The organism is Embleya sp. NPDC005575, from assembly GCF_040605455.1.
Classification (GTDB): domain Bacteria; phylum Actinomycetota; class Actinomycetes; order Streptomycetales; family Streptomycetaceae; genus Embleya.
The window spans coordinates 20631-27184 of record NZ_JBEXCV010000123.1 but is presented as its reverse complement, the minus strand read 5'-3'; the positions used below and the strand labels follow the sequence as shown (position 1 = coordinate 27184).

The following is a 6554-nucleotide window of genomic DNA, read 5'->3' as shown; positions in this document are numbered from 1 at the left end:
GATTGCCGTCAGCTTCCCGCGTGACCTGATGGTCAACGTGCCCGCCTGTCGGACCACGGCGGGCGGAACCCAGCGCGCCTACTTCGGCCAGTTCATCCGCTCAGTGCCGACGACCCGGCGATACCTCGCGCGTTTGCAGTCGACGCGCCTCGTCGTCGGTGAACACCCGGGAGCGGATCAGGAACCGCTTGCCGGTGGGCGCCTCGACCGAGAACCCGCCGCCCCGCCCGGGCACCACGTCCACGGTCAGGTGGGTGTGCCGCCAGTACTCGTACTGCGCGGCGGACATGTAGAACGGCTGCTCCGCGACCCAGCCGAGCAGCACGTCCGCGTCGCCGACCAGGAACTCTTCGCGCGGGTAGCACATCGGCGACGACCCGTCGCAACAACCACCCGACTGGTGGAACAGCAACGGCCCGTGTTCGGCGGCCAGTTCGGCCACGAGGCCGGCGGCGGCGGCGGTGATCGCGACCTTCTCGACCTCGACCGGGGTACCCGAACCGTCGGGCGCACTCGGCGTCTGCGCCGGTTCGCCCATCAGAAGAATCCGAGCTTCTTCGCCGAGTAACTGACCAGCATGTTCTTGGTGTTCTGGTAGTGGCCGAGCATCATCCGGTGGTTCTCCCGGCCCATGCCGGACGCCTTGTAGCCGCCGAACGCCGCGTGCGCGGGATAGGCGTGGTAGCAGTTGGTCCACACCCGGCCGGCCTTGATCTCCCGACCGAACCGGTACGCCCGCGTCGCGTCCCGGGTCCACACGCCCGCGCCCAGGCCGTACAACGTGTCGTTGGCGATCCGCAGCGCCTCGGCGTCGTCGCGGAAGGTGGTTACCGAGACCACCGGGCCGAAGATCTCCTCCTGGAAGATCCGCATGTCGTTGGTGCCCTTGAAGATGGTCGGCTCGACGTAGTAGCCGTCCTCGAAGCCCTCGACCACCTTGCGCGCGCCGCCGGTCAGCACCTCGGCGCCCTCCTGCCGGCCGATGTCCAGATAGGAGAGGATCTTTTCCAACTGGTCGTTGGACGCCTGCGCGCCGACCATGGTCGCCGGATCGAGCGGGTTGCCCTGCACGATCGCCCGGGTGCGCTCCAACGCGCGCTCGATGAACCGGTCGTAGATCGACTCGTGGATCAGCGCCCGGGACGGACACGTACAGACCTCGCCCTGGTTGAGGGCGAACATCACGAAGCCCTCGACCGCCTTGTCGAAGAAGTCGTCGTCCTCGTCGGCCACGTCGGCGAAGAAGATGTTCGGGCTCTTGCCGCCGAGTTCGACGGTCACCGGGATGATGTTCGCCGACGCGTACTGGAGGATCAGCCGCCCGGTGGTGGTCTCGCCGGTGAAGGCGACCTTGGCCACCCGGTTGCTGCTCGCGAGCGGCTTGCCGGCCTCGAAGCCGAAGCCGTTGACCACGTTGACCACGCCGGGCGGCAGCAGGTCGGCGATCAGTTCGATCAGTACCAGGATGCTCACCGGGGTCTGCTCGGCGGGCTTGAGCACGACGCAGTTCCCGGCCGCGAGCGCCGGCGCGAGCTTCCAAGTGGCCATCAGCAGTGGAAAGTTCCACGGGATGATCTGCGCGACCACGCCGAGCGGCTCGTGGAAGTGGTATGCGACGGTGTCCTCGTCGAGCTGCGAGATGGAGCCTTCCTGGGCCCGGATCACCCCGGCGAAGTAGCGGAAGTGGTCGACCGCCAGCGGCAGATCGGCGGCCAGTGTCTCGCGGACCGGCTTGCCGTTCTCCCACGTCTCGGTGACCGCGAGGCGTTCGAGGTTCTGCTCGATGCGATCGGCGATCCGCAGCAGGATCAGCGACCGCTCGGTGACGCTGGTCCGCCCCCACCCATCGGCCGCGGCGTGCGCGGCGTCCAGCGCGAGTTCGACGTCCTCGGCGGTGGAGCGGGCCACCTCGCAGAACGGCTGCCCGGTCACGGGGGTGATGTCCTCGAAATACCGGCCCTGCACGGGCGGCACCCACTTGCCCCCGATGTAGTTGTCGTACCGAGGTTCGAAATTGACGATGCTGTCCGATTGGCCGGGCTGACTGTAGACCACGCGAGCCTCCGCTTCCCTTGCCGTGTACTGGGCATGACGGACCATCAGCGGTACCCACCGGGCCGTACCGCGGCTCGGGGCGCCTGCGGCCGACGCTAGTCGCTCGGGAGTCGGCGGTCACGGGTTCGCCGGCGGGAAATGCCCGTTGGCGGCTGCGTGGCGAACCGGGTGCCTGATCACCGTAGGACCGCCGCCTCCATGTTCACGGCTTCGCCGAAGCCTGCCGGCAATGCCCGTGTCCGGCGCCGGAGTTGGCCGTGAGTTCGGCGCGAATCCATCTGGATGTCACGTGTGACATGTGCAATGGTACTCGGCGTCGTGTTCTCAACGTGGGCCGCCGACCGTGGTCCACCCGTGCCCGAAGGGCCGTACATGAGTGCTCACGTACGCCGAAAGAAGTGGTTTGCCACAAGCGTTCCCCTCTTGGCGCTGGCCGTCGGAGTGCTGCCGATCGCAGTGGCCCCGTCGGCCTCGGCCGGCCCCGCCCCGAGTGCGAACTCGCGGGCCGGGCAAGCGAACACGGCGACGGCGGCCGATCCGGGCGACGAGGTCGACCGGATCGGCTCGCCGCTGTCGCTCGGCCCGGACCGAGGTCCGGGTCCGGTCGACGGAAGCAACGCGAAGGCCCCCGGCCGGGGTCCGTCCCCGGCGGACCTCCCGCTCGGCCCGCCCGCGCACCTGCGCGCCATGGCACCCTCCCCGGTGCCCGGCTGCACCCTCGCCGAGTTCTCCGCGCTGACCCCGCAGGCCCTGGCCGACTTCCTCACCCGCGCCGACGTGGGGCCCGACTGCCTGCGCGGCTTCCTGTGGACCTACACCCCCGAGTTGGGCCGGGTGCTGACGCCGGCTCACCTTCAGGCGGTACTGGCCAGGATCACCGCGCTGGCCCCCGGCTACGACGGCACCAACGCGTCACACCTGTACGAACTCTGGTACTTCACGCACGCCGCGCTCTACCTCGACTGGGACAACCCGGCGATCGACCTGCGCGGACCGGCGATCGTGGCGGCGATCAACACGGCGGCCGACGCCTTCCGGGCCGGGCCGCACGCGTTCGACCTCACCCCCACCTCGGGCGCGCTGCTGCGCGAAGTGGTGATCAGTGCCGACGTCGACGGCGTGCGGCAGCATCAACTACCGTTGGTGACACGGCTTTTGCGTGACATGGACGGCAGCACCGCAGCGTGGCAGAACTCGGCCCAGCGGGACGCGGTGCTCTCCGCGCAAACCCTCGCTTACCACGGCATCTACAACGGCGACGTGGGCTTCATCACCGCCGTGCAGGCCGATCCGGCCTACCGGGCCGGGCTCGCGGCGTTCGTCGGCTACCGACACCTGAACACGCCGAGCACCGCCGGCCTGCTGCGCAACGGCGTCTACGAGTACGGCCGCCTGGGGCAGATTCCCAGCCTGAACAGCGAGACGGTGTCCGGACTCGGCACCATGCTCACCGACACCGAAGGCTGGTACGGCCGCTTCTCGGTGCCGTGGAGCGAGGTCGCGCACTGGCTGGAGACCTACGGCCGATGTCACGCGGCGGGGGTGTGTCGGGCCGACGTGGAGGCGACGGTCTTCCCGAACACGTACACCTTCGACCAGGGCGACATCGAGGTGCACACGTCGCTCGACCGGGCCACCGTCGAGCAGCTGTACTACGCGTCCAAGCAGGTCAAGGAACAGTTCTTCCGCACGGTGGGCACCGACCAGCCGCTCACGGGCGACCCGAACCACAAGCTGACCGTCCGGCTCTACGCGAGCATGGCCGACTACCACACCTACCAGCCGTTCCTGTACGGCTACGCGACCAACAACGGCGGGTTGTACATCGAGGAGGGCGCGACCTTCTACACCTACCAGCGCGTCGTGCCGCGTGATTCCCTCCTCCAGTTGGAGGAGTTGTTCCGCCACGAGTACACCCACTACCTCAACGGCCGCTACGCGGTGCCCGGTTCGTTCGGCCAGGGCCCCTGGTACGCGGAGAACCGGACGACGGCCTTCGACGAGGGGATGGCCGAGTACATGGCGGGCGCGACCCGCGATCAGGGCGTGAAGCTGCGCAAGTCGCTGGTCACCAAGGTGATCTCGGACGTGCAGAAGTACGGCAGCCGCCCGTCGGTGCGTGAGACGCTGCACTTCAAGTACGACGACGACGGCTACTTCTTCCGCTACTACGCCTACGCCGGGTCGTTCTTCTCGATGCTGGGCCGGGACCACCCGGACCTGCTCGCCGAGATGTACACCCATTTGCGCAACAACGACGTGGCCGGCTACGACGCCTTCCTGGACCGGGTGAGCGGTCCGAGTTTCCAGGCCGAGTTCGACACCTACCTCGACCGGCAGATCGCCGGAGTGGACAACCTGATCGTGCCGGTCGCGACGTACACCCCGACCGCGCAACTCTCCGCGACCGGGCCGGACTACGTCCGCCAGGTCTTCCTGCAGTCCACCGCCAACAACCCGATGTCGTGCACCGCGACCAACGACGCGCAGCCGCGCTTCACCTGCAAGGGCTCGATCACCGCGAACATCGGCTCGACCGACCCCGGCCGGATGCACAACGACATGGCCGCCACGGTCGACTACTTCATCCTCACCCGCGCCGGCGCGGCCCTGAACAACCTCGCCGACACGAACTGCCACTTCGCCCCGCCCGTACCCTGGACTAATGGCCGCGCCGCCACATCCACTTACTCCTGCGAGGGCCCGCTGCGCCCGTAATACCCGCCACCCCCTACGACGGCCCCCGAGCGCTGCCCACCCCGCGCTCGGGGGCCGTCCCGCCGGTCGTCCCGGACGACCGGCCGCGCCCCGTGCCCGACGGCTCAGCCAAGCACAGCCCGACGGGTAGAACAGTGGAGCCTGCGGCAACGCGTCGACGTTCGCGGTTGTCGTAGTTTCGCGAACGTCACGATGCCGGTCGTTCCGCCGGCCCAAGAGGATCACGCCGGATGGGACGGCCGCTTCACGATCGCACGCCTCGGAGGACGGCCCTGGTCGATGCAACGACCAGGCTGTCCCTTGGACCGGGGCCCGTGTTGGTGACCGCAGTGCGGCGGGCGTCGGGCACACTGATCCCATGTCTGTGGTGAAGATCAACGCGCTGACCGTGCCCGCCGAGATGCGAGAGACCCTGGAACAGCGATTCGCGTCGCGCGCCGGGATGGTGGACTCGCAGGACGGCTTCGAGTGGTTCGAACTGCTGCGCCCGGTAGAGGGGACCGACAAGTACCTCGTGTACACCCGCTGGCGCAGCGAGGCCGACTTCCAGGCGTGGATGGCCGGGAACATGCAGGCCGCCCACGCGCAGGGCAACGGCGCCGAGCGGCCGAAGCCGGCGTCCACCGATTCGGCCCTGTGGTCCTTCGAGGTCGTCCAGAGCACCGGCCCGAAGGCCTGACGGCCGACTAACCTGGGCACCATGCCTCGCTACGACTACCGCTGCCGCGCCTGCGGACTCACCTTCGAACTCAACCGCCCGATGTCCGCGGCCAACGACCCGGCCGCCTGCCCCCAGGGCCACACCGACACCACGAAGCTGCTCTCCACAGTCGCGGTAACCGGCGCCGCCACCGCCCCTCGCCCTACCGGCGGTGGCGGCGGAGGCTGCTGCGGCGGCGGCTGCTGCAGCTGACCCCACCAACCAGAGCCCCAGCCCAGCCGACATCCAAGGCCACCCAGCCCGGCCGGCGCATGAGGCCAACCGCGGCTACGCGGCCAAAGGCGCCGGCACCTCCTTGTCGCACTCCCAGTGCGCCAGCGCCGACCGATCCAACAGCACCACCCCGGCGGAAGCCGCAAGCGCCGCCGCCTTGGCCGAAAAGCACCCAGCCGTCGTCGCGAGCAACAACGCCCCCGACCGACCCGCGTCCGCATCCGTGTCAACGGTGAGCGCGCTCACGAAGTCCTCGACCACGCCCCCCGCCACCGGCCCCGACCCCTCCGCACTGCGACACCGCACCACCGCCGGCGTCCCGTCGCCGCGCCGAGCGTGGATGTCCACCGCGTAGGCGTCCTCGACGACCCGCACCGTCTCCACCTCGGCCAGCCCGTCCCGCTCGCACAGGTCCGCCACGTGCTCGGCCAGCCGAGCCGGGTCCATCCGGTCGAGCCGCGCCTTCGCGTCCCGCAGCGCGCCGTCGTCGCAGTATTCCGCCAACTCGTCGGCCCGGGGCCGATATCCACCCAGCCAGATCGCCGAACCGAGTACCGCCGCCGCGCAGACGTAGACCACCATCATGCCGTCGGACTGGTCGACCCGGATGCCTTCGAGGACGAACCAGATGCCGATGGCGAGGAGTTCGAGCCCGGCGACCAGGATGGCCAAATTGAGGTAGGCCCTCACCGTCGTACGTGCCATGTCCGTCGTCCCCCCGGTGACGCTTTGGCCGGTCGTACTCGTGGTTGTGCTCGTGTCGTTCACGCTGTCCCGATCCGATCGGCGCGACCGGCTCGGCCGGCCACACCATCGTTCCCCTACTGCTGTCCCGACGTTTGGGACA

General features: G+C 69.1%; 6 protein-coding genes. 3 read left to right on the top strand and 3 right to left on the bottom strand.

Going from position 1 to position 6554, the window contains the following annotated elements:
• Positions 1-100: 100 nt before the first annotated feature.
• Entirely contained in the window at positions 101-538 is a 438-nt protein-coding gene (locus ABZS54_RS31270; protein WP_355543595.1) for a DUF779 domain-containing protein, read from the bottom strand.
• Positions 538-2100, bottom strand: coding sequence for an aldehyde dehydrogenase (gene adh, locus ABZS54_RS31265; protein ID WP_355543592.1), 1563 nt, complete (start codon positions 2098-2100; stop codon positions 538-540). The genes ABZS54_RS31270 and adh overlap by 1 nt, the downstream gene beginning before the upstream one ends.
• 378 nt (positions 2101-2478) lie before the next feature.
• Between adh and ABZS54_RS31260 the strand changes: the two genes are divergently transcribed.
• The 3 genes from ABZS54_RS31260 to ABZS54_RS31250 all read left to right on the top strand — a co-directional run bounded on the left by ABZS54_RS31260 (position 2479) and on the right by ABZS54_RS31250 (position 5686).
• Positions 2479-4773: a collagenase gene (locus ABZS54_RS31260; protein WP_355543589.1), complete on the top strand. Its 2295-nt coding sequence runs from the start codon at positions 2479-2481 to the stop codon at positions 4771-4773.
• A 358-nt stretch (positions 4774-5131) separates the two neighbouring features.
• A complete protein-coding gene (locus tag ABZS54_RS31255) occupies positions 5132-5452 on the top strand; it encodes an antibiotic biosynthesis monooxygenase (RefSeq protein ID WP_355543586.1) in 321 nt (106 codons plus the stop codon).
• A gap of 21 nt (positions 5453-5473) precedes the next feature.
• On the top strand, positions 5474-5686 hold the full coding sequence (locus ABZS54_RS31250; RefSeq protein WP_355543583.1) for a zinc ribbon domain-containing protein: 213 nt from the start codon (positions 5474-5476) through the stop codon (positions 5684-5686).
• 75 nt (positions 5687-5761) lie between these two features.
• On the opposite strand, the gene ABZS54_RS31245 is transcribed toward ABZS54_RS31250, so the two are convergent.
• Entirely contained in the window at positions 5762-6412 is a 651-nt protein-coding gene (locus ABZS54_RS31245; protein WP_355543581.1) for a restriction endonuclease, read from the bottom strand.
• Between the last annotated feature and the right edge of the window lie 142 nt (positions 6413-6554).

Excerpts from the sequence above, each read along its gene's own strand:
- ABZS54_RS31270 (WP_355543595.1), bottom strand. The coding sequence starts at position 538 with ATGGGCGAACCGGCGCAGACGCCGAGTGCGCCCGACGGTTCGGGTACC.
- adh (WP_355543592.1), bottom strand. The coding sequence starts at position 2,100 with ATGGTCCGTCATGCCCAGTACACGGCAAGGGAAGCGGAGGCTCGCGTG.
- ABZS54_RS31255 (WP_355543586.1), top strand. The coding sequence starts at position 5,132 with ATGTCTGTGGTGAAGATCAACGCGCTGACCGTGCCCGCCGAGATGCGA.
- ABZS54_RS31250 (WP_355543583.1), top strand. The coding sequence starts at position 5,474 with ATGCCTCGCTACGACTACCGCTGCCGCGCCTGCGGACTCACCTTCGAA.
- ABZS54_RS31245 (WP_355543581.1), bottom strand. The coding sequence starts at position 6,412 with ATGGCACGTACGACGGTGAGGGCCTACCTCAATTTGGCCATCCTGGTC.